The organism is Streptomyces inusitatus, assembly GCF_014651115.1.
GTDB classification, from domain to species: domain Bacteria; phylum Actinomycetota; class Actinomycetes; order Streptomycetales; family Streptomycetaceae; genus Streptomyces; species Streptomyces amakusaensis.
Window position 1 is genome coordinate 99,784 of record NZ_BMWG01000007.1, and the last position, 22,228, is coordinate 122,011.

18 protein-coding genes and 1 tRNA gene are annotated in these 22,228 nt (G+C 69.4%); 16 read left to right on the top strand and 3 right to left on the bottom strand.

Annotated features, from left to right (window positions below):
- Positions 1-151 precede the first annotated feature (151 nt).
- The 16 genes from IE247_RS14365 (at position 152) to IE247_RS14440 (ending at position 20,484) form a co-directional block, all read left to right on the top strand.
- Complete coding sequence (locus tag IE247_RS14365) at positions 152-1,675, top strand: sugar ABC transporter ATP-binding protein (protein WP_190123476.1); 1,524 nt, start codon at positions 152-154, stop codon at positions 1,673-1,675.
- Complete coding sequence (locus IE247_RS14370) at positions 1,672-2,712, top strand: ABC transporter permease (RefSeq protein ID WP_190123477.1); 1,041 nt, start codon at positions 1,672-1,674, stop codon at positions 2,710-2,712. The genes IE247_RS14365 and IE247_RS14370 overlap by 4 nt, the downstream gene beginning before the upstream one ends.
- A gap of 63 nt (positions 2,713-2,775) precedes the next feature.
- On the top strand, positions 2,776-3,834 hold the full coding sequence (locus IE247_RS14375; RefSeq protein WP_190123478.1) for a substrate-binding domain-containing protein: 1,059 nt from the start codon (positions 2,776-2,778) through the stop codon (positions 3,832-3,834).
- A gap of 50 nt (positions 3,835-3,884) precedes the next feature.
- On the top strand, positions 3,885-5,132 hold the full coding sequence (locus IE247_RS14380; RefSeq protein ID WP_190123479.1) for a Gfo/Idh/MocA family protein: 1,248 nt from the start codon (positions 3,885-3,887) through the stop codon (positions 5,130-5,132).
- Between the two features lie 25 nt (positions 5,133-5,157).
- Positions 5,158-6,162, top strand: coding sequence for a sugar phosphate isomerase/epimerase family protein (locus tag IE247_RS14385; protein ID WP_190123480.1), 1,005 nt, complete (start codon positions 5,158-5,160; stop codon positions 6,160-6,162).
- Positions 6,163-6,501: 339 nt separating this feature from the next.
- Entirely contained in the window at positions 6,502-10,203 is a 3,702-nt protein-coding gene (locus tag IE247_RS14390; protein WP_190123600.1) for a ThuA domain-containing protein, read from the top strand.
- Between the two features lie 91 nt (positions 10,204-10,294).
- Complete coding sequence (locus IE247_RS14395) at positions 10,295-11,416, top strand: inositol-3-phosphate synthase (RefSeq protein ID WP_190123481.1); 1,122 nt, start codon at positions 10,295-10,297, stop codon at positions 11,414-11,416.
- A complete protein-coding gene (locus IE247_RS14400; RefSeq protein ID WP_190123482.1) occupies positions 11,413-12,459 on the top strand; it encodes an SCO3242 family prenyltransferase in 1,047 nt (348 codons plus the stop codon). The genes IE247_RS14395 and IE247_RS14400 overlap by 4 nt, the downstream gene beginning before the upstream one ends.
- Complete coding sequence (locus tag IE247_RS14405; RefSeq protein ID WP_190123483.1) at positions 12,456-13,328, top strand: sugar phosphate isomerase/epimerase family protein; 873 nt, start codon at positions 12,456-12,458, stop codon at positions 13,326-13,328. Before IE247_RS14400 ends, IE247_RS14405 begins: the two co-directional genes overlap by 4 nt.
- The gene (locus tag IE247_RS14410) at positions 13,322-13,918 is read left to right on the top strand and encodes an EboA domain-containing protein (protein WP_190123484.1); all 597 of its coding nucleotides are present in this window, start codon (positions 13,322-13,324) and stop codon (positions 13,916-13,918) included. The genes IE247_RS14405 and IE247_RS14410 overlap by 7 nt, the downstream gene beginning before the upstream one ends.
- Positions 13,918-14,766 (top strand): TatD family hydrolase, encoded by an 849-nt coding sequence (locus IE247_RS14415; RefSeq protein WP_190123485.1) that lies wholly within the window; start codon positions 13,918-13,920, stop codon positions 14,764-14,766. The genes IE247_RS14410 and IE247_RS14415 overlap by 1 nt, the downstream gene beginning before the upstream one ends.
- A gap of 9 nt (positions 14,767-14,775) precedes the next feature.
- Positions 14,776-15,945 (top strand): metabolite traffic protein EboE, encoded by a 1,170-nt coding sequence (gene eboE / locus IE247_RS14420; RefSeq protein ID WP_190123486.1) that lies wholly within the window; start codon positions 14,776-14,778, stop codon positions 15,943-15,945.
- Complete coding sequence (locus IE247_RS14425; protein WP_190123487.1) at positions 15,942-17,378, top strand: alkaline phosphatase family protein; 1,437 nt, start codon at positions 15,942-15,944, stop codon at positions 17,376-17,378. The genes eboE and IE247_RS14425 overlap by 4 nt, the downstream gene beginning before the upstream one ends.
- Positions 17,379-17,412: 34 nt before the next feature.
- A complete protein-coding gene (locus tag IE247_RS14430; RefSeq protein ID WP_190123488.1) occupies positions 17,413-18,459 on the top strand; it encodes a sugar phosphate isomerase/epimerase family protein in 1,047 nt (348 codons plus the stop codon).
- A gap of 240 nt (positions 18,460-18,699) precedes the next feature.
- Positions 18,700-18,787, top strand: a tRNA-Leu gene (locus tag IE247_RS14435).
- Between the two features lie 215 nt (positions 18,788-19,002).
- Positions 19,003-20,484, top strand: a complete 1,482-nt coding sequence (locus tag IE247_RS14440; protein WP_190123489.1) for an HNH endonuclease — start codon at positions 19,003-19,005, stop codon at positions 20,482-20,484.
- Positions 20,485-20,710: 226 nt separating this feature from the next.
- On the opposite strand, the gene IE247_RS14445 is transcribed toward IE247_RS14440, so the two are convergent.
- From IE247_RS14445 to hemC, 3 genes are all read right to left on the bottom strand, one after another.
- Positions 20,711-20,992 carry a hypothetical protein gene (locus IE247_RS14445; protein ID WP_190123490.1) on the bottom strand — a complete coding sequence of 94 codons (282 nt, stop codon included), beginning with the start codon at positions 20,990-20,992 and terminating at the stop codon, positions 20,711-20,713.
- Positions 20,993-21,003: 11 nt separating this feature from the next.
- The gene (locus tag IE247_RS34735; protein ID WP_268247193.1) at positions 21,004-21,138 is read right to left on the bottom strand and encodes a hypothetical protein; all 135 of its coding nucleotides are present in this window, start codon (positions 21,136-21,138) and stop codon (positions 21,004-21,006) included.
- A 96-nt stretch (positions 21,139-21,234) separates the two neighbouring features.
- Positions 21,235-22,152 (bottom strand): hydroxymethylbilane synthase, encoded by a 918-nt coding sequence (gene hemC, locus IE247_RS14450; RefSeq protein WP_190123491.1) that lies wholly within the window; start codon positions 22,150-22,152, stop codon positions 21,235-21,237.
- Between the last annotated feature and the right edge of the window lie 76 nt (positions 22,153-22,228).

Consider the following 22,228-nt stretch of genomic DNA (forward strand, 5'->3'; position numbering starts at 1 on the left):
GCGGACGAACCTCGCCCGGAGAGCCCGCACCATCGGCAGGCCGGTCAATTGAAGCCCGTCCGGCGTTTGAGGACGGACCTCACACCCGGAGACCCGCACCATCAGGCCCCCGCACCCCACCCCGCCTCAACGCACCCCCCGGAGGCACCCCATGCCCCCATCCACCCCCCTCCTCACCATGTCCGCCATCACCAAAACCTTCCCCGGCGTCCGCGCCCTCGACGGCGTCGACCTCGAAGTCCGCACGGGCGAGGTCCACTGCCTCCTCGGACAGAACGGCGCCGGCAAATCCACCCTCATCAAAGTCCTCGCCGGAGCCCACCGCCCCGACAGCGGCACCATCACCTGGCGAGGCGAACGCACCGCCCTCACCTCGCCCATCGCCGCCATGCGCCTCGGCATCGCCACCATCTACCAGGAACTCGACCTCGTCGAAGGACTCTCCGTCGCCGACAACATCCACCTCGGCCACGAACCCACCACCGCCGGATTCCTCGTACGCCGCAAAGACGCCCGCGCCTCGGCCACCCGCCTCCTGGCCCGCCTCGGCCACCCCGAGATCGACCCGGCGCGCCTCGTCGCGGACCTCCCCGCCGCCCAGCGGCAGATCGTCTCCATGGCACGCGCCCTCTCCCACGACGTACGCCTCATCGTCATGGACGAACCCTCCGCCGCCCTCGACCCCGACGAAGTCGACAACCTCTTCCGCATCGTCGGCGACCTCACCGCCGAAGGAGTCGCCGTCATCCACATCTCCCACCGCCTCGAAGAGATCCGCCGCATCGGCGACCGCGTCACCGTCCTCAAGGACGGCCGCGCCGTGGCCGGCGGACTCCCCGCCAAGACCACCCCCACCCGCGACATCGTCGCCCTGATGACCGGCCGCGACACCGAGCACACCTTCCCGCCGCGCCCCTCTCCGACCGCCGCGGATCTCCCGCCGCCCGTCCTCCGCGTCGAAGGCCTCGCCCGAGCCGGCGAATTCACCGCCCTCGACCTCGAACTCCGCCCCGGCGAGATCGTCGGCATCGCCGGACTCGTCGGCTCCGGCCGCTCCGAGATCCTGGAGACGATCTACGGAGCCCGCCGCCCCACCGCCGGACACGTCCTCGTCGACGGCACCGCGCTGCGCCCCGGCAGCGTACGCTCCGCCGTGCGCGCCGGAATCGGACTCGCCCCCGAGGAACGCAAGGCCCAGGGCCTGCTGCTCATCGAGACCGTCACCCGCAATGTGTCCCTCGCCGCACTGCCCCGCCTCTCCCGCGCCGGCTGGGTCGACCGCGCCGCCGAACGCGCCGCCGCACAGCGCGCCACCAGGGAGATCTCCCTGCGCCCCGACAACCCCGACGCCCCGGTCCGCACCCTGTCCGGCGGCAACCAGCAGAAGGCCGTACTCGCCCGCTGGCTGCTGCGCGGCTGCAAGGTACTCCTGCTGGACGAACCCACCCGGGGCGTCGACGTCGGAGCGCGCGCCGAGCTGTACGCGGTGATCCGCGCCCTCGCCGCCGAGGGCCTCGCCGTACTCCTGGTCTCCAGTGAGGTGCCCGAGGTGCTCGGCCTCGCCGACCGGGTCCTCGTCCTGCGCGAGGGGACCGTCGTGCACACCGCCGACGCCCGCGACCTGGACGAGCACCGCGTACTCGATCTCGTGATGGAAGGGAGCCCGGCGGCATGACCCAGCCAGCCACACCGGCCCGGCGGAACGACCCCGCCGGCCCCCCGAAGACCTCGCCGCCCCGGCGCGGCGACCCCCGCGCCGCGCCGGGAGCGCGCGCCGACGTCCGCACCCTCTCGCTCCTCGGCGTGCTCGCCGCCCTGATAGCCGTCGGAGGCCTCACCCGCCCCGAGGAGTTCCTCGCCACCAGCAACCTTCAGCTCGTCCTCACCCAGGCGTCCGTCATCGGCGTCGTCACCGTCGGCATGACCTTCGTCATCACCAGCGGCGGCATCGATCTGTCGGTCGGCGCGATCGTGGCGCTCTCCTCGGTGTGGGCGACCACCGTCGCCACCCAGGAGTACGGATTCACCGGCATCCTCTTCACCGCCGTCGCCGTGGGCGTCGGCTGCGGACTGGTCAACGGAGTGCTGATCGCCTACGGGGGCATGGTGCCGTTCATCGCGACCATCGCGATGCTCGCCTCCGCCCGGGGGCTCGCCCTTCAGATCACCGACGGCAAGACCCAGATCGTCACCGTGGACTCCGTGCTCGACCTCGGCGTCAAGGACGCCAACATCCTCGGCGTCCCCCCGCTGGTCCTCGTCTTCGCGGTCGTCGTCGCCCTCGGCTGGCTGCTCCTCAACCGCACCACCTTCGGCCGCCGGACCCTCGCCGTCGGCGGCAACCCGGAAGCCGCCCGGCTCGCCGGCATCGACGTCCGCCGCCAGCGCCTGTATCTCTATCTGCTCTCCGGACTCTGCTGCGGCATCGCCGCCTTCATGCTGATCGTGCTCTCCGGCTCCGGCCAGAACACCAACGGCAACCTCTACGAACTGGACGCCATCGCCGCCGCCATCATCGGCGGCACCCTGCTCAGCGGCGGCCGGGGCACCATCGCCGGCTCCCTCCTCGGCGTCCTGATCTTCACCACGATCACCAACATCTTCGCCCTCAACAACCTGGAGAGCGCCGTCCAGCAGATCGCCAAGGGCGCGATCATCGTCGCCGCCGTCCTGGTCCAGCACCGCACCCTGCGCGAGGGCCGCGGCACCTGACCCGGTGCCCCGCCCACCCCCGTACACATCCCCTGGAAACCCGTCCGAAGGGCCGGTCCCGCCATGCCACAGAGCCCCGTACCCAGCCGCAGAGGCATCCTCCTCGGCACCGCCGCCGTCTCGGCGGGCGCCGTCCTCACCGCCTGTACCAGCAATGAACCCGCCGGGAAGAAGCCCGCGAACAGCCCCGCCAACGACCCCGCGCCCGCCGCGGACGACCGGCCGGGCAAAGCCGTCACCATCGGCTTCGCCGGACCCCAGGCCGACCACGGCTGGCTCAACGCCATCAACGACAACGCCCGCGCCCGCGCGAAGAAATACTCCGACGTCACCCTGGAGATCACCGAAGGCTCCAACGACACCGCCGCCCAGATCGGCCAGATCCAGACCCTGATCAACAAAAAGGTCGACGTCCTCGTCATCCTCCCCGCCGACGGCAAAGCCCTCACCCAGATCGGCCTCCAGGCCATGAGAGCCGGCATCCCCGTCATCAACCTCGACCGCGTGTTCGCCTCCCCCCAGGCCTACCGTTGCTGGATCGGCGGCGACAACTACGGCATGGGCCTCAACGCCGGCCGCTACATCGGCGAACACCTCAAGAACAAGACCGGCGCCAAAGTCATCGAACTCGCCGGAGTCGACAGCCTCGAACTCACCAGACAGCGCACCAAAGGCTTCGACGACGCCCTCAAGAACTACCCCAACATCACCAAAGTCGCCCGCCAGGCCGCCGATTTCACGGTCGAGTCCGGACAGGCGAAGACCGCCCAGCTCCTTCAGGCCCAGAGCGACTTCGACGCCTTCTGGAACCACGACGACGACCAGGGAGTCGGCGCACTGCGCGCCATCGCCCAAGCCGGCCGCGACGACTTCCTGATGGTCGGCGGCGCAGGCGCGAAATCCGCCATGGACGCCATCAAGGCCGACGACAGCGTCCTCAAGGCCACCGTGCTCTACCCGCCGACGATGTCCGCCTCCGCAATCGACATCGCCCGCGCCGTCGCCCAGGGCAAAGGAGTGGGCGGCCTGGCCGAACTGGAGATCCCCGCCACCATCACCCTCTACTCCGCCGTCGTCACCAAGGACAACGTCGACCAGTACCTCCCCACCGGCTTCAGCTGACCGGCGACCCGGCCACCACCGCGCAGACCGACGAGGAGGAACCCCTACAGATGGACCGTACGGAACAGAGCGACAGCGACACCGGGCCGCCGCCGACACTCGGCGTCGGCATGGTCGGACACGCGTTCATGGGAGCCGCCCACTCACAGGGCTGGCGCACCGCCGCCCGCGTCTTCGACCTGCCCCTGCGGCCCGTGCTCGCCGCGATCGCGGGCCGCGACCGCACCGCCGTCCACGCCGCCGCCGCCCGGCACGGCTGGGCCGCCGCCGAGACCGACTGGCGCGCCCTCGTCGCCCGGGACGATGTCCAGCTCGTCGACATCTGCGCACCGGGCGACCTCCACGCCGAGATCGCCGTCGCCGCCCTCGAAGCCGGCAAACACGTCCTGTGCGAGAAACCCCTCGCCAACACCGTCGCCGAAGCCGAAACCATGTCCGCCGCCGCCGACCGCGCCCGAACCCGCGGCCAAGTCGCCATGACCGGCTTCAACTACCGCCGGGTCCCCGCCGTCGCCCACGCCCGCCGCCTCATCGCCGAAGGCCGCCTCGGCGCCCTGCGCCACCTCCGCTTCAGCTACCTCCAGGACTGGCTGGTCGACCCCGCCGCCCCCCTCACCTGGCGACTGCTGCGAGAACACGCGGGCTCCGGCGCGCTCGGCGACCTCGGGGCCCATATCGTCGACCTCGCCCAGCACCTCTCCGGCGAACTCCTCACCGGAGTGAGCGCACTCACCGAGACCTTCGTCCGCGAACGCCCCCTGCCCCACGACTCCACCGCCGCCAGAGGGTACGGAACCGTCACCGTCGACGACGCCGCCCTCTTCAACGGACGGCTCGCCTCCGGCGCACTCGCCTCCTTCGAGGCCACCCGCATGGCAACAGGCCGAAAGAACGCCCTCCGCTTCGAGATCAACGGAGAACACGGCTCACTCGCCTTCGACCTGGAACGCCTCAACGAACTCTCCTTCCACGACCACACCGAACCCGCGGCCTCCGCCGGCTTCCGCCGCATCCTCGTCACCGAACCCGACCACCCCTACCTACGGGCCTGGTGGCCGCCCGGCCACGCCCTCGGCTACGAACACACCTTCACCCACCAGGCCCGCGACCTGATCGAAGCCATCGCCCACGGCACCCCGCCCGAACCCTCCTTCGCCGACGGACTCCAGGTCCAGCGCGTCCTCGCCGCCGTCGAGGAAAGCGCCCGGAAGAACGCCGTCCACACCCCCGTACCCACACAATCCGCACAGCCTGTACCTGTACAGCCCGCACCCGCACCCGCACCCGTACAGCCCTGAACCGGAACGAGGGAGGCCGAGCACCATGCCACGACCCTTCACACTCTTCACCGGCCAATGGGCCGACCTGCCCCTGGAAGAGGTCTGCCGACTCGCCCGCGACTTCGGCTACGACGGCCTGGAACTCGCCTGCTGGGGAGACCACTTCGAAGTCGACCGCGCACTCAACGACCCCGCCTACCTCCCCGGCCGGCACGCCCTCCTGGAGAAGTACGGACTGAGCTGCTGGGCCGTCTCCAACCACCTGGTCGGCCAGGCCGTCTGCGACAACCCCATCGACGAACGCCACCGCGGCATCCTGCCCGCCAGGATCTGGGGCGACGGCGAACCCGAAGGCGTACGCCGACGAGCCGCCGCCGAACTCCAGGACACCGCCCGCGCCGCCGCCGCCTTCGGCGTCGACACCGTCGTCGGATTCACCGGCTCCGCCATCTGGCACCTCGTCGCCATGTTCCCACCCGTACCCCCCACCATGATCGACCGAGGCTACGAGGACTTCGCCGAACGCTGGAACCCCATCCTCGACACCTTCGACGCCGAAGGAGTCCGCTTCGCCCACGAGGTCCACCCCGGCGAGATCGCCTACGACTACTGGACCACCCGGCGCGCCCTCACCGCCCTCGGCGACCGCCCCGCCTTCGGCCTCAACTTCGACCCCAGCCACTTCGTCTGGCAGGACATCGACCCCGTCGGCTTCCTCTACGACTTCCGCGACCGCATCTACCACGTCGACTGCAAAGAAGCCCGCAGACGACTCGACGGACGCAACGGCCGACTCGGCTCCCACCTGCCCTGGGGAGACCCCCGGCGCGGCTGGGACTTCGTCTCCGCCGGACACGGCGACGTCCCTTGGGAAGACGTATTCCGGATGCTGCGCTCCATCGACTACCAAGGGCCCGTCTCCGTGGAATGGGAGGACGCCGGAATGGACCGGCTCACCGGCGCGCCCCAGGCACTCGCCCATCTGCGGCAGTTCGACTTCGACCCCCCGGCCGCCTCCTTCGACGCCGCCTTCGGATCCGGCGACTGACACCCCCGGCACCCTCACCACAGGCCCTCACCACAGGCCCTCACCATAGGCCCGGACCGGCCGGCCGGCCCCGCCGCCGTACCGCTCCGCCATGCCCCGGCCCGGCTTTGTCCTGTCGCGGGGGAAAGGCCGACTTAGGCACCACGCAAGGGCTATCCGATCCGTACCTACGCGTCTACCGTCCCAGATGTGTACAGCACCTAGGTCGTGCCCGGTGTGACGGCGCACTCCGGTTCCACGGCAGCCCGCCCGCCCGACCGGTCCATTCCGGAGGATCACGTGCACGCGAACCCGCACAGGAACCCCCCAGCCCGAAGGACACGACCACGACCAGGGCCACTGCCACAGTCCTGGCCACAGCCACAGCCACGGCCACGAGCGCGCCGCACCCTCGCACTCGTCACCGGCCTCCTGCTCGCCGCCTCCACCCTCGCCCTCGGCGCGCCCCAGGCCGCCGCCGACCCCGCCCCGGACCCGGCAGCCGAACAGTTCCAGCAGGTCACCCTGGCCAAGGGCGCGGCCGAGACCGGCGAGCCCATATCACTGGCCGTCCTCCCCGACCGCAGTGTGCTGCACACCTCCCGCAACGGCGAACTGCGGCTCACCGACAGCGCGGGCACCACCCGCCTCGCCGGCACCGTCCCCGTCTACACCCACGACGAGGAAGGCCTCCAGGGCATCGGCCTCGACCCCGGGTTCAGCGAGAACCGCTTCATCTATCTGTACTACGCCCCGCCCCTGGCCACCCCGGCGGGCGACGCCCCCGCCACCGGCACCGCCGCCGACTTCGCCCGCTTCGACGGCGTCAACCGGCTCTCCCGCTTCGTCCTCAAGCCCGACGGCACCCTCGACAACGCCAGCGAGAAGAAGATCCTCGACGTCCCCGCGACCCGGGGCATCTGCTGCCACGTCGGCGGGGACATCGACTTCGACGCACAGGGCAACCTCTATCTGTCGACCGGCGACGACTCCAACCCCTTCGCCTCCGACGGATACACCCCCATCGACGAACGGCCCGGCCGCAACCCCGCCTACGACGCCCGCCGCACCTCCGCCAACACCGACGACCTGCGCGGCAAAATCCTCCGCATCAAGGTCGCCGCCGACGGCTCCTACACCGTCCCCACCGGCAACCTCTTCGCGCCCGGCACCGCCAGGACCCGCCCCGAGATCTACGCGATGGGCTTCCGCAACCCCTTCCGCTTCAGCGTCGACCGGAAGACCGGCCACCTCTACGTCGGCGACTACGGCCCCGACGCGGCCGCCGCCGACCCCGCCCGCGGCCCGGCCGGAAAAGTCGGCTTCGTACGCGTCACCGGCCCCGGAAACTTCGGCTGGCCCCTCTGCAACGTCGCCGGCGAGCCCTACGTCGACTACGACTTCGCCACCAAGACCCCCGGAGCCGCCTTCAACTGCGCGGCCCCCAAGAACGACTCCCCCCACAACACCGGACTCGTCGATCTGCCCGCCGCGCAGAAAGCGTGGATCGTCTACGACGGCGGCTCACTGCCCGCCTTCGGCAGCGGCTCCGAATCCCCCATGGGCGGACCCGTCTACCGCTATGACCCCGCCAACCCCTCCCTGGTCAAATTCCCCGAGGCCTACGACGGCGACTACTTCGCCGGAGAATTCGGCCGCCGCTGGATCAAACGCATCGAACAGGGCCCCGACGGCGCCGTCAGCACCATCAACCCCTTCCCCTGGACCGGCACCCAGGTCATGGACATGGCCTTCGGCCCCGACGGCGCGCTCTATGTACTCGACTACGGCACCGCCTGGTTCGGCGGCGACCACAACTCCGCCCTCTACCGCATCGAGAACGCCACCGGCGGACGCTCGCCCGTCGCCGAGGCCACCGCGAACAGAACCTCCGGGAAAGCACCGCTGAGCGTAGCCTTCTCCTCCGCAGGCACCACCGACGCCGACGGCGACACCCTCACCCACCACTGGGACTTCGGCGACGGCACCACCTCCACCGAAGCCAACCCCACCCACGTCTACCGCACCAACGGCACCTACACCGCCACCCTCACCGCCAAAGACCCCAGCGGCCGCACCGGATCCGCCGGCGTCCGCGTCGTCGTCGGCAACACCGCCCCCAAAGTCACCCTCCAACTCCCCCAAGACGGATCCCTCTTCAGCTTTGGCGACGAGATCCCCTTCAAGGTCAAGGCCACCGACGCCGAGGACGGCACCGTCGACTGCGCCAAAATCAAAGTCAGCTACATCCTCGGCCACGACAGCCACGGCCACCCCATCACCTCCGCCAACGGATGCACCGGCACCATCAAAACCTCGTCCGACGGCGGACACGACCCCAACGCCAACATCTTCGGCGTCTTCGACGCCGAATACACCGACGGCGGAGGCGGCGGCCAGGCCCCCCTCACCACCCACGACCAAGTACAACTCCAGCCCCGCCACCGCCAGGCCGAGCACTACACCGGATCGGCCGGCGTCCGCACCTACAACAAAGCCACCGCCAACGGCGGCAAAACCGTCGGCGACATCCACAACGACGACTGGATCTCCTTCAAGCCCTACAACCTGACCGGATCCACCAAACTCACCGCCCGGATCTCCTCCAACGGAGCCGGCGGCTTCCTCGAAGTCCGCACCGGATCCGCCGGCGGCACCATCCTCGGATCCAGCGCCGTCCCCGTCACCGGCGGCTGGGAGACCTTCCAGGACATCGACATCGCCCTGAGATCCGTCCCCAAGAAAACCACCGAACTCTTCCTCGTCTTCAAGGGCGGCAGCGGAGCCCTCTACGACCTCGACGACTTCATCCTCTCCAACAGCCCCCGCGACCGGACCGCCAAACGCGTCCTCGTCTTCTCCAAAACCGCCGGCTACCGCCACGACTCCATCCCCACCGGCATCACCGCACTCAAAGAACTCGGCAGAACCAGCAACATCACCGTCGACTCCACCGAGACCGCAGGACAGTTCACCACCAGCAACCTCGCCCGCTACGACGCCGTCGTCTTCCTCTCCACCACCGGAAACGTCCTCAACGCGGCCCAGCAACAAGCCTTCGAGAACTACATCACCACCGGCGGCGCCTACCTCGGCGTCCACGCCGCCGCCGACACCGAGTACGACTGGCCCTTCTACGGCGAACTCGTCGGCGCGTACTTCAGCTCCCACCCCCGAATCCAGCCCGCCACCGTCCGCGTCGAAGACCACAGCCACCCCGCCACCCAGCACCTCGGCCAGGAATGGCAGCGCACCGACGAGTGGTACAACTACGCCGCCAACCCCCGAGACCGCACCCGAGTCCTCGCCACCCTCGACGAGACCACCTACGAGGGCGGCACCATGAACGGCGACCACCCCATCGCCTGGTGCCAGACCTACCAGGGCGGCCGCTCCTTCTACACCGGCGGCGGACACACCAAGACCTCCTACGCCGAACCCGACTTCCGCCAACACCTCCTCGGCGCACTGCGCTACGCCTCCGGACAGGTCACGGCCGACTGCCGGCCCAAGACCGGCGAACGAGCCCTCTTCAACGGCAAGACCCTCAACGGCTGGAAGCAGGCCGGACCCGGGAAATTCACCGTCGCCAACGCCGAACTGCGCACCGAGGACGGCATGGGAATGCTCTGGTACCAGGCCAGAGAACTCCACTCCTACACCCTCGAACTGGACTGGAAGATCACCGGCGACTCCAACTCCGGAGTCTTCATCGGCTTCCCCGCCTCCGACGACCCCTGGTCCGCCGTCAACCACGGCTACGAGATCCAGATCGACGCCACCGACACCCCCGACCGCACCACCGGCTCCGTCTACGGCTTCAAATCCGCCGACCTCAGAGCCCGCGACCGGGTACTGCGACCCCCGGGCCAGTGGAACACCTACGAGATCAAGGTCCGAGGCGAGAACGTCCAAGTCTTCCTGAACGGCTCCAAGATCAACAGCTTCACCAACACCGACCCCGAACGCAGCCTCGCCGACGGACACATCGGCCTCCAGAACCACGGACCCGACGACCAGGTCTCCTTCCGCGACATCACCCTCAAGGAACTCCCCGGCTGACCCACCCCACCCACGGCGACGGGCGAGGAGACGCCGTACCCCCGCCCGCCGCCCCACCCCCCGAAACACCAGCCAGAAAGGCGAGCGGTACGTGCCGAACGAGAGAACGCACACCGGAGTCTGGCTCATCGGAGCACGCGGCTCCGTCGCCACCACCACCATCGCCGGATGCGCGGCACTCACCGCCGGACTGCACCCGCCCACCGGCCTCCTCACCGAAACCCCACCCTTCGCCCACGCACACCTCCCCGCCCTCGACTCCCTCGTCTTCGGCGGCCACGACACCACCGACTGCCCCCTGCCCAAACGCGCCGAAGCCCTCACCGCCGCAGGCGTACTGCCCCACGGACTCACCCCCGCCATCCACACCGAACTCACCACCGCCGACCGGGCCATCCGCCCCGGCGGCCCCCAACCCGGCGACACCCGCACCGACGAACAGCTCATCCAGCGATTCACCGCCGACATCACCGACTTCCGCGAACACCACAACCTCACCCGCGTCGTCGTCATCAACCTCGCCTCCACCGAACCCCCACCCCCGCCCCACACCACCCGCCTCACCCCCAGCTCCCTCTACGCCGCGGCAGCCCTCCGCACCGGCTCCCCCTACATCAACTTCACCCCCTCCACCGGACTCCGCACCCCCGCCCTCGCCCACACCGCCACAGCACCCGGCGCGCCACCCCACGCGGGCCGCGACGGCAAAACCGGACAGACCCTGCTCCGCTCCGTACTCGCCCCCATGCTCACGCAGCGCGCCCTCACCGTCCGCGCCTGGTCCGGCACCAATCTCCTCGGCGGCGGAGACGGCGCCGCCCTCGCCGACCCGGCCGCCGCGGCCGCCAAGAACAAGGGCAAGGAACGCGTCCTCACCGACACCCTCGGCCACACCCCCGAGGGCGTCGTCCACATCGACGAGGTCCCCGCCCTCGGCGAATGGAAGACCGCCTGGGACCACATCGCCTTCGACGGCTTCCTCGGCTCCCGCACGATCCTCCAGACCATCTGGCAGGGCTGCGACTCCGCACTCGCCGCCCCCCTCGTCCTCGACCTCGCCCGGCTGGCCGCCCGCGCCCAGGAAGCCGGACTCACCGGCCCCCTGCCCCAGCTCGGCTTCTACTTCAAGGACCCCGACGGCGGCCCCGCCTCCCTCCACGAACAGTTCACCGAACTCCTCGCCCTCGCCCGGCGCCTGGGGGAGACCCGATGACCCTCCTGGGCCGCATCGCCCGCCCCCGCCCCCCGGCCACCCGCCTCCGCACCGCACTCCACCGCCTCACCGCCCCCGCCCCCCGGTACACACCCGCCCCCGCCCACTCCCGAAGCACCGCACCGAACCAGGACCGGCGGACACCAAGAGACCGGCTGTGGGCCTGGGCCGAACTCCTCCGGGTCTCCGCACTCGCCACCGTCCCCGGCGACACCCTCACCGGCGCCGCCACCCTCGGCATCCGCCCCAACCGAGGCACCGCGCTCGCACTCGGAGCCTCCCTCTGCCTCTACGAGGCCGGCATGGCCCTCAACGACTGGGCCGACCGCGAGGAAGACACCAGAGACCGCCCCCACCGGCCCATCCCCTCAGGGCGCATCACCCCCACCGCCGCCCTCACCGCGGCCACCGTCCTCACCGCCGCCGGCCTCACCCTCGCCGCCCGAGCCGGCCGCCCCGCACTGACCGTCGCCACCACCCTCGCCGCCACCGTCTGGGCCTACGACCTCCACCTCAAACACACCCCCGCCGGCCCCGCGACGATGGGCGCGGCAAGAGCACTCGACCTCCTCCTCGGAGCCACCGCCACCGCACGTCCGCAGCGGAAACCGCCCACCGCCGCCCTCCGCACCGCGCTCCCCGCCGCCCTCACCCTCGCCGCCCACACCTGCTCCGTCACCGCCGTCTCACGACACGAAGCACACGGCGGCTCCACCACCGCCCCCCTCACCGCCCTCGCCACCACCCTCACGATCGCCGCCCTCACCGCCACCGGCCCCTCATCACCCCCCGCACGACTCCTGCGCACCGCCCTCGCCACCCGCTACGCACAGACCGCCGCCACCCCCTACCTCCACGCCGCGCTCAACCCCTCCCCGCCCCTCACCCAACACGCCGTCGGCAGCGGCATCCGCGCCCTCATCCCCCTCCAATCCGCCCTCGCCGCCCACCACCACAGCCCCACCGGCACCCTCACCGCCCTCACCCTCATGACCCTCGCCCCCCTCGCCCGCGGACTCGCCCGGAGGATCACCCCCACATGAGGCCCGCCCCCACCCACCCACACCCCCTCCACTACGGCTACGGCACCAACGGACTCACCGACCTACGCCTCGACGACGCCCTCGCCCTCCTGGCCGACCTCGGCTACGACGGCGTCGGACTCACCCTCGACCACATGCACCTCGACCCCCTCGCCCCCGACCTCCCCGCCCGCACCCGGCACACCGCCACCCGGCTCGCCGAACTCGGCCTCCACGTCACCATCGAAACCGGAGCCCGCTACATCCTGGACCCCCGCCACAAACACGGCCCCTCCCTCCTCGACCCCGACCCCGACGCCCGCGCCACCCGCACCGACCTCCTCATCACCGCCCTCCACATCGCCGCCGACCTCGGAGCCCACGCCGTCCACTGCTTCAGCGGCACCACCCCCCACCACACCGACCCCGCCACCGCCTGGAAACGCCTGGCGGAATCCCTCACCCCAGCACTCCACGCCGCACACACCGCCGGAATCCCCCTCGCCATCGAACCCGAACCCGGCCACCTCCTCGCCACCCTCGACGACTTCCACCACCTGCGCGGACTCCTCGGCGACCCCGAACCCCTCGGACTCACCCTCGACATCGGCCACTGCCAATGCCTCGAAGACCAGCCCCCCGCCGACTGCGTCCGCACCGCCGCCCCCTGGCTCCGCCACGTCCAGATCGAGGACATGCGCCGAGGCATCCACGAACACCTCCCCCTCGGCGACGGCGACATCGACTTCCCACCCGTACTCCACGCCCTCACCGACATCGGCTACCAGGGCCTCACCGTCGTAGAACTGCCCCGCCACTCCCACGCGGGACCCGAACTCGCCCGCACCTCACTCGAATTCCTCCGAACCCAGGAAGCGACCGCGTGCTGACCCCCCGCACCGAACTCGACACCCGCCTCGACGCCACCGCCCGCACCTGGCTCGACCACGCCCTCACCGAAGCCACCACCCGCCAACCCGCCTGGGAGACCCGATTCGCCACCGCCGGCCGCCACTGCGGCAGGCACAACGCCGACCCCGTACGCGCCCTCCTCCTCACCGCGGCCAGACCCGACCCACCCACCCTCACCCGCCTCTACCACCACGGCAGCGCCGCCGAACGCCGAGCCCTGCTCCTCGCCCTGCCCCACCTGGACAGCCTCACCCCGCCCACCGCCGCACTCCCACTCGTCGAAGACGCCCTGCGCACCAACGACACCCGGCTCATCGCCGCAGCCCTCGGCCCCTACGCCGCCCAACACCTCGACGCCCACTCCTGGCGGCACGCGATCCTCAAATGCCTCTTCACCGGCGTCCCCCTCGACACCGTCGCCGACCTGGAACACCGAGCCCGAGGCGACCGCGAACTCGCCCGCATGCTCACCGACTACACCGCCGAACGCACCGCCGCCGGCCGCACCACACCCCCCGACCTGACCCGCGTACAGACCCTGACCGGCGAGCCGCCCAAGGAGACCTGATGCGCATCTTCGACCCGCACATCCACATGACCTCCCGCACCACGGACGACTACCAGGCCATGCACACGGCAGGCATCCGCGCCCTCGTCGAACCCGCCTTCTGGCTGGGCCAGCCCCGCACCTCACCCGCCAGCTTCCACGACTACTTCGACGCACTCCTCGGCTGGGAACCCTTCCGCGCCGCCCAATACGGCATCGCCCACCACTGCACCATCGCCCTCAACCCCAAAGAGGCCAACGACCCCCGCTGCACACCCGTACTCGAAGAACTGCCCCGCTACCTCGTCAAAGACTCCGTCGTCGCCGTCGGCGAAATCGGCTACGACTCCATGACCCCCGCCGAGGACACCGCACTCGCCGCCCAACTCCAGCTCGCCGCCGAACACGGCCTGCCCGCCCTCGTACACACCCCGCACCGCGACAAACTCGCCGGACTCCACCGCACCCTCGACGTCATCCGAGAATCAGACCTCCCCCCGGAACGAGTCCTCCTCGACCACCTCAATGAAACAACCGTAGAACACGCCACTGACAGCGGCTGCTGGCTCGGCTTCTCCATCTACCCCGACACCAAGATGGACGAAGACCGCATGGTCACCCTCCTCCGAACCCACGGAACCGAGAAAATCCTCGTCAACTCGGCCGCCGACTGGGGCAAGAGCGACCCCCTCGCCACCCGCAGAGTCGGCGACGCCATGCTCACCGCCGGATTCACCGACGACGACGTCGACCAAGTCCTCTGGCGCAACCCCATCACCTTCTACGGACTCAGCGGACGCCTCCAAGTCGACACCACCCCACCCCCACCCCTCCACCAGGGAAACTCCATCCTCCGCGGCGGGGAATGAGAGGCCCCCATGCGCTTCCGTCACCCCGACGGCACCACCGTCCACCTCGCCTACAGCACCAACGTCCACCCCGCCGAAACCCTCGACGGAGTCCTCGCCCAACTCCGCGACCACTGCGAACCCGTACGCAGACGACTCGGCCGCGACCGACTCGGCATCGGCCTCTGGCTCGCCAAGGCAGCCGCCGGCACCCTGATCGCCGACCCCTCCGCACAACGCGCACTACGCGCCGAACTCGACCGCCGAGGCCTCGAAGTCGTCACCCTCAACGGCTTCCCCTACGAAGGATTCGGCACAGGCCACGTCAAACACCGCGTCTACCGACCCGACTGGACCGAACCCGAACGCCTCTCCCACACCACCGACCTCGCCCGACTACTCGCCGCACTCCTGCCCGACGACATCACCGAAGGCACCATCTCCACCCTCCCGCTCGCCTGGCGCACCCGCTTCGACACCAAGGCCGCCACCACCGCCCGAACAGCCCTCACCACCCTCGCCGAACGACTCGACGCCCTGGAAGAACTCACCGGCAAATCCATCCGTGTCGGACTCGAACCCGAACCCGGCTGCGCCGTCGAAACCACCGCCGACGCCATCGAACCCCTCACCGCGATCGGATCCCCCCGAATCGGCGTCTGCGTCGACACCTGCCACCTCGCCACCTCCTTCGAAGACCCCGCCACCGCACTCACCCGGCTCACCAACGCCGGCATCACCATCCCCAAGGCACAGCTGTCCGCCGCCCTGCACGCCGAAGAACCCCACCTCCCCGACGTACGCACCGCCCTCGCCGCCTTCGCCGAACCCCGCTTCCTCCACCAGACCCGCACCCGCACCGCCGCCGGCCTGCGCGGAACCGACGACCTCGACGAAGCCCTCAACCAGGAAGCCCTGCCCGACGGCGCACCCTGGCGCGCCCACTTCCACGTCCCCCTCCACGCCCCGCCCGCCCCACCCCTCACCTCCACCCTCCCTGTCCTCCAGGACACCCTGACCCGGCTCGTCGGCCAAGCCGCACCACTGGCCCGCCACCTCGAAGTCGAGACCTACACCTGGCAGGCCCTCCCCACCGCACTGCGCCCCCGCAACCGCGCCCAGCTCGCGGACGGCATCGCCGCCGAACTCGCCCTCGCCCGAGACCTCCTGACCGGCCTCGGACTCAAGGAGCTCCCATGACCACCCCCGGGGGCCTCCCCCCTCCCCCCTCCCCACCCACCCCCGCCCCCCGACCCACCCCCCTGCTCGTCGTCGACGTCGTCGGCCTCACCCCCCGGCTTCTGGAGCACATGCCGCGCCTCAAAGCCCTCGCCGCGTCCGGGTCGCGGGCCCCGCTCGACACCGTGCTGCCGGCGGTGACCTGTGCCGCCCAGTCGACGTTCCTCACCGGAACACCGCCCGCAGAGCACGGCATCGTCGGCAACGGCTGGTACTTCCGTGAGCTGGGCGAGGTGCTGCTGTGGCGTCAGCACAACGGTCTGGTCGCGGGGGACAAGGTGTGGGACGCGGCCCGCCGTGCCCACCCCGGCTACACGGTCGCGAACATCTGCTGGTGGTACGCGATGGGCGCGGACACCGACATCACCGTCACCCCCCGGCCCGTCTACTACGCGGACGGCCGCAAAGAGCCCGACTGCTACACCCGGCCGCCTTCCCTGCACGACGAACTCGTCGAGGAGTTCGGCGACTTCCCCCTCTTCCACTTCTGGGGGCCGGGCGCGGACATCGTGGCCTGCCGGTGGATCGTCGGAGCGACCCGGCACATCATGCGTACCCATGACCCTGATCTGACCCTGTGCTACCTCCCTCATCTCGATTACGACCTACAGCGCCACGGCCCCGACGATCCGCGCTCCCACCGTGCCGCCGCCGAGCTGGACGCCGTCATGGCACCGCTGCTGGACGACGCGCGCGAGCAGGGCCGTACGGTCGTCGCACTCTCCGAGTACGGCATCACTCCGGTGAGCCGGCCCGTCGACATCAACCGTGCTCTGCGCCGCGCCGGACTCCTGGAGGTCCACACCCAGGACGGTATGGAGTACCTCGATCCGATGACTTCACGAGCTTTCGCCGTGGCCGACCATCAGATCGCCCATGTCTATGTGCGTCGGCCGGCGGATCTGGAGGCCACCCGGGAAGCCCTCGCCGGGCTCCCCGGTGTCGAGCGGCTCCTCGACGACGAGGGCAAGAAGGCCGAGGGCCTCGACCACCCCCGCTCCGGCGAACTCGTCGCCGTCGCCGATCCCGACGCCTGGTTCACCTACTACTACTGGCTCCACGACGACCGGGCCCCGGACTTCGCCCAGCTGGTGGAGATCCACCGCAAACCGGGCTACGACCCCGCCGAGCTGTTCATGGATCCGAACGACCCCTACGTACGGCTCAGGGCGGCCGGGGCGCTCGCCCGCAAAAAGCTCGGTATGCGGTACCGCATGGCCGTCGTGCCTCTCGATCCGTCGCCCGTCAGGGGCAGCCACGGCCGCCTGCCCCTGAGCGATGAAGAAGGTCCGCTCATTCTGTGCTCCACCTCCCGCGCTGTGGACGGCCGCGTCGCGGCCACCGATGTGAAGGCCCTGCTGCTGCGGCTCGCCGGGCTTCACCGAACTCACTGAACCACATCCCGCCGACCACGAGGAGTTATCCACAATGAGTCGCTTCGGCAAGGACGGCGACCCCGAACTCATCCACAGATTGAGCCGACGAGGCATGCTCGGCGTGGCAGCGGGTACTACCGCCGCCGCCCTGCTCGGTCCCGGTGCCCCGCCCGTTTCCGCGTCCCCTGGCGAGAAAGACGGAGAGCGGGGGAGGGGCCGTCCCGTACTGCCCCGAGGCCGCCTCGGAATACAGCTCTACTCGCTGCGTGACAAGGTGACCACCCTCGGTTTCGCGGCCGTCTTCGCGGAGCTGGAACGGAACGGCTACGACGAGATCGAGTTCGCCGGCTACCAGCAGGGCTCCGCCGGTCCCCTCACCCTCACCCGGCTGAAGGACCTCGCCCGCGACCACGGCCTCAACCCGATCGGCAGCCATGTCGGCTACCACTCCACCAACCCGAACGCCTACACCTTCGCCCAGAACCTGGACAGAGTCCTCGACGACGCCCAGGCCCTCGGCCTGCCGCACATCGGGACGGCTTCCTCGCCCTTCCGCTACGGCACCACGGTCGACGCGTGGAAACGCGCGGCCGAGGACTTCAACAGCTACGGAGCCGCCGCCCGCCGTCGCGGCATCAAGTTCTACCAGCACAACCACGCGGAAGAGTTCTCCTTCGCCACGGACAAGCCACAGGTCCGCCTCTACGACGTCCTGCTCGCCGAGACCGATCCCGATCTTGTCTTCCTGGAGATGGACATCTACTGGGCCCATGTGGCGCGGCACCGCTTCAGCAAACGCGCGGACGGCACTCCCGCCCCCTTCGACCCACTCCGCTACGTCCTTCGCCGGCCGGACCGCTATCCCCTCTTCCACATCAAGGACGGCGACCGGGACGAGACCGTCCGCGACGGCTACCGGATGACAGACGTCGGAGACGGGGACATCGACTACCGGGCCTTCATCTCCGCCGTGAACCGAACCCCCGGCGGCCGTCGTGATCACCACTGGCAAGCAGAGCACGACAACCCGGCCGACTCCCTCTCCTTCGCCCGCAAATCCAGCGCCCACCTGCGCTCACTCCGCGAGAACGACTGCTGACCGCCCCACCCGGACCGACTCCCTTTTCCCTGGATACCCCCAGGGGGTCTATGGGTGTCCAGTGATGCCCGCCCTGACACCCCCACCGCCACCGTCGCGAGCCCCAGGGCTCGCCCGGCCACTGGTCACCCAGGGTGTCCTGTCAGGGCTCCGGCCCGCGTAAGCGCAGGCCAGGGGAGGTGAGGGTGAAACTCCTGGTATTGTTTTCTCTGTCGCCACGGGAAACCGGGCGGTCACCTGGTCCGGGTGGCGGAATGGCAGACGCGCTAGCTTGAGGTGCTAGTGCCCTTTATCGGGCGTGGGGGTTCAAGTCCCCCCTCGGACACCAGCGAGAACCCCAGTCGATCTGGGGTTTTTTGCTTTCCTGGGCTGTGGCGTGACCCACCATGCGACCAACGGCCCAGAGATTTCCCAGGCCAGACGAGGGATGGCAGGCCGGCACGGGAAAGCGCGCCCGCGCTCCAGTCCAGGCCCTTGGAGCCTCACCTCCTCGCGCAGACACCACGAACACCGACTGTCAGTCGCAGCGCCTACCGTACGCTCATGAACGACAACCCACAGAAGTCGAATCCGGGTCAGTGCACAGCTCGCTCCGAGGTCCTCCAAGGGGCAGCCCCGCCCGAGAAATCCGAAGCCGATGGAATAAAGGGCATTGCCCTTTATCACGACATGCGGGTCGAAGAGGACTTCACTAAGTGCGCCACCCGCCTCTTCTCGATCCTCAAGCACGCTGCCGCTTCCAACCCTGGAGCCCCACGCCGACTCTTCCTCGATGTCCAAGGACACCGCAACGCCGCCGGGGGCTTCGATGCCGATGCTTTCGAGATCATCCAGGAGTTCCTGCTGGGCTTCCTCAGCCCCTACCTCACAGAGATCAGCACGCCTCTCTATCGGGTAAGGAATCCAGAGCCGCAGCGCGAGGACGTACCTGACGTCCTGAACATTCAAGACCCGGACCGTGAACACACCTACGACCACCGCGAGCTGCGTGTGCGCAATCGGGAGAGCAATCCCGATCCGCGCCGCTCCCGACCTCCGGTCCGGGCCATCGCCGACTATCTCGGCCTCGATGAGCCGATCTGTCTCGTCTGCTGGCAGGCACCGGTGGAGAGGGCCCATGTGGTCCCAGAGTCGCTCGGCGGTTCCAACGATGTGCGTAACTTTGCCCTCCTCTGTCCGCGCCACCACCGCGAGGCCCCTGACGTCGCGGACGCCGAGGCGTTCTGGTCCTGGGTCGACTACGCCTGTGAGCGCGACGGCCATATGAAGTGGGAAGGTGTGGATCCTGAGACGCTGGCCAGGGCGGAACGTGTCGGTCTCCGCATCGACACGTCAGGACCGGTCCGAAAGAGCGTTCACCATTTCGGCCGGGTCCGCGACGAACTCGTGCGTCACTACGGCTGGGGCCCGGAGGACTTCGCCGGTGGCGACCACTGGGGTGTGCTGATGGAGGAGTTCCACACTGTGATGGACGCCGCGACCAGCACCCACTTCAATGTCGCCAAGAAGGCATCCACCGAGGCATGGGCCTTCGAAGTAGCCCGCAGACGCCTGCGGGACAGCGCGACGGAGCCCGGGGCGGATGAGGATCTGCCGTTGGCATCGAGCCATCCATCAGTTGAACTGGCCGAGCGGACGGTGCGGAAATCGCCCGAGAGCGGTTCCGCGCAGAGCCTTGTCGATGCCGCACGCCGAGCCGACATCGCCACCGAAGCGGCGGCACTCGTGCACGACATCATCGTTTCTGCTGGGGTTTCCAGTGCCGAGGAAGTGCTGCGGGGCATCAAGGAAGAGGTCGCGGACCGCACCGCGCAGCTCAAGCGGCTGTCTGACGAGTTGATGGGGCACACAGTCTGCCGACACTGCGGCCACGGAATAGCCCGAATCGGGGACGCCGCCTGGCGCCACAGTGCCGCAGCACCCATGTCCCGTGGCTGCCGGGCCGCCAGCTTCGACCGAGACGGCACCTGGGACGATTCCCTCGACCGAGCGTGGAAGGCGAGCCCGCCGAAGACATATCGGTGAGGCGGCCGCAGCTCTGGTCGGGCTGCGGCGGCATGTCGCCGAAACCGTTGGGGAACTCGACTCCTCCCTCAGGGGGCACCTTTAAACAGATGTCCGGCCGGGCTTGAGGTGGGGAAGAATTCAAGTCCCCTCGGACATCAGTGAGAACCCCAGTTGATCTGGGGTTTTTGCGTTGTCGGGTAGTCGCGTGCCCCGCAGAGTGACTCGCGCATCAGCGAGTTTTGAATCAGGCCGGCGAACCCAGGTTGATTCGGTTGGCGCTGGAGGCGGCCAGCTTCTTCGCCCCCTCGGAACGACGCCGACCGTACTTGGACATCGTGTAGCCCGGTGAGTGGTGCCTCGCGTTGGCGCTGACCTCTACAGGGTTCTCGTGGTTGTCAAGATCGTTCGTGATCTTGCTTCCCCTGAAATCGCGCAAACGGAAGTCCGGCTGCTTGGCCGTCCCTCTTGGTCCGGCCTGCGTGAACTCGTGGGGGTGGGATTCCGGAAGCTGCGAAGTGCTCAGCATCTCAGCCAGCTTCAACCGCTGCCGGGCCGTCCGCTCTGGAGCTTGAAGCCGTCCCGGGCAGACACGAGGCCGTGATCCACCCAGAGGTCTCCGAGTCGTTCTTTCTCCGCCTGCTGCCGCTCCCACTGCCACTTGAGAACATTCATCAAGGCTTGGTCCACATAGATGATCGCGTTGTCATCTCCGTCCTTGGACAGCCCCCCGGCCCCTCCTGCGAGAGTGCTGGGGGCCTCGCCCAGGTGTCAAACCGCTTCCCTCAGTTCGCGGGCACCGTGACGGGTGAGTCGCTCACACACCTTCATGGCGGATTCCGACGCGTCATCGCTGGTGTCGCGTACCTCGATGACCGTGCTGCCGTCAGGGGTGAAGACGCGGGCCCGGACGGTGTACAGGGTGGCCCCGTTCATCTGGCTGGTGGTGCAGTATCCGGCGAGCGCCGCGTTGCAGTGTCCCTCCATCTCCCGGAGGATCAGGCGCTCGGCCTCTACCTCGATCTCCGTGTCCGTGTCGTGGAGCTTGAAGATCCTTTTGCGTGTCTTCGTGTCGCCCTCGCGGATCTGGAGGGCGATGACCGCAGCGCCGAGCGGCGGGCAGATGATCTCCGGGTGGATTTTCTGGGCTATGCGGTGGGTGAGTCCGAGGCGTTCCATGGAGCAGGTGGCCACGACGAGGGCGTCTACGTCGCTGAGGCTGTCAGGGCCCAGGGCTCGCAGGCGCTGGTCTACGGGGCCGCGCATGGGGACGACCTCGATGTCCGGCCGATAGGAGAGCAGGGCTGCGGTGCGGCGGACGGAGGAGGTGCCGATCACGGTGCCGGCGGGGAGGGTTTCCAGAGTGAGCCCGGCCTCGCGGGTCACCAGGCAGTCACGGGGGTCGTCCCGTCGCAGGTACAGGCCCGTCTCCAGGCCGGGGGTGTCGTGGGCCGGGAGATCCTTGAGGCAGTGGACGGCGACATCGATCTCCCCCGTGAGGAGAGCTGCTTCGATCTCCTTCGAGAAGGCGCCGTCGGCATCCAGCTCGGCGCGTTCCACCAAGCGGTCGCCTCCGGCGCCGGAGAACGGGTGCAGGATCGTGGGCGTCGATGACAGGCGGGCGAGGACGGGCGCGGTTTGGGCGAGGGACATCAGCGATGAGCGGGCACCGATGCGAAGGGGTTTCACGCTGCTTCTCCTTTGGTGACATTCTGTCGGAAACTGCATGCTTCTGGTGCAAGTAGGATCGGTTCTCAACAACCCT

Bases quoted from the DNA above. Each gene is read 5' to 3' on its own strand.
- IE247_RS14430 (WP_190123488.1), top strand. From the start codon at position 17,413: ATGAGTCGCTTCGGCAAGGACGGCGACCCCGAACTCATCCACAGATTG.
- IE247_RS14375 (WP_190123478.1), top strand. From the start codon at position 2,776: ATGCCACAGAGCCCCGTACCCAGCCGCAGAGGCATCCTCCTCGGCACC.
- IE247_RS14405 (WP_190123483.1), top strand. From the start codon at position 12,456: ATGAGGCCCGCCCCCACCCACCCACACCCCCTCCACTACGGCTACGGC.
- IE247_RS14400 (WP_190123482.1), top strand. From the start codon at position 11,413: ATGACCCTCCTGGGCCGCATCGCCCGCCCCCGCCCCCCGGCCACCCGC.
- IE247_RS14445 (WP_190123490.1), bottom strand. From the start codon at position 20,992: ATGCTGAGCACTTCGCAGCTTCCGGAATCCCACCCCCACGAGTTCACG.
- eboE (WP_190123486.1), top strand. From the start codon at position 14,776: ATGCGCTTCCGTCACCCCGACGGCACCACCGTCCACCTCGCCTACAGC.
- IE247_RS14415 (WP_190123485.1), top strand. From the start codon at position 13,918: ATGCGCATCTTCGACCCGCACATCCACATGACCTCCCGCACCACGGAC.
- IE247_RS14385 (WP_190123480.1), top strand. From the start codon at position 5,158: ATGCCACGACCCTTCACACTCTTCACCGGCCAATGGGCCGACCTGCCC.
- IE247_RS14425 (WP_190123487.1), top strand. From the start codon at position 15,942: ATGACCACCCCCGGGGGCCTCCCCCCTCCCCCCTCCCCACCCACCCCC.
- IE247_RS14440 (WP_190123489.1), top strand. From the start codon at position 19,003: ATGAACGACAACCCACAGAAGTCGAATCCGGGTCAGTGCACAGCTCGC.
- IE247_RS34735 (WP_268247193.1), bottom strand. From the start codon at position 21,138: ATGAATGTTCTCAAGTGGCAGTGGGAGCGGCAGCAGGCGGAGAAAGAA.
- IE247_RS14370 (WP_190123477.1), top strand. From the start codon at position 1,672: ATGACCCAGCCAGCCACACCGGCCCGGCGGAACGACCCCGCCGGCCCC.
- IE247_RS14365 (WP_190123476.1), top strand. From the start codon at position 152: ATGCCCCCATCCACCCCCCTCCTCACCATGTCCGCCATCACCAAAACC.
- IE247_RS14380 (WP_190123479.1), top strand. From the start codon at position 3,885: ATGGACCGTACGGAACAGAGCGACAGCGACACCGGGCCGCCGCCGACA.